The organism is Chryseobacterium indologenes (genome assembly GCF_001295265.1).
GTDB classification, from domain to species: Bacteria; Bacteroidota; Bacteroidia; order Flavobacteriales; family Weeksellaceae; genus Chryseobacterium; species Chryseobacterium indologenes_A.
Genome location: NZ_LJOD01000070.1, coordinates 1 through 440, shown reverse-complemented (window position 1 = coordinate 440; position 440 = coordinate 1). Strand labels below are relative to the sequence as shown.

Here is a 440-nt window from a genome sequence, read left to right as displayed (position 1 = left end):
TGCTCAAATGTACCGAAAGATGAATAGTATTTAAACCTATCGCTTCCTCCGGATGCGGTAAAGTTCATATCCTGCTGGATAGCACTTCCCCTCTGAACGATTTTTCTCCAGTCTGTATCATTGTCTAAATAGTCTGTTCCCCATATATTATTGATCATCCACTGAAGACCATCCGCTTCAGTCGAATTAGTTCTATTAGCAAATGAAACTGCTGCATACTGCTTAAACTGATCTCTATTTAAAACTTCCGGCTGCTTTACTGCCGTCTGGTTTAAACCATACGATGATGAAAAGTTAAATCTTGGTTTTCCTGATTTTCCGGATTTCGTTGTAATAAGAACTACCCCAGCTCCTGCATCAGCACCATAGATCGCCGTAGAAACCGCATCTTTAAGTACTGTCATCGATTCAATATCATCAGGATTTAAACTGGATAGGAT

The 440-nt window shown here is 39.8% G+C and carries 1 pseudogene; it reads right to left on the bottom strand.

Annotated features, from left to right (window positions below):
• A pseudogene (locus AOB46_RS22770) lies at positions 1 to 440 on the bottom strand (TonB-dependent receptor plug domain-containing protein); the annotation flags it as partial.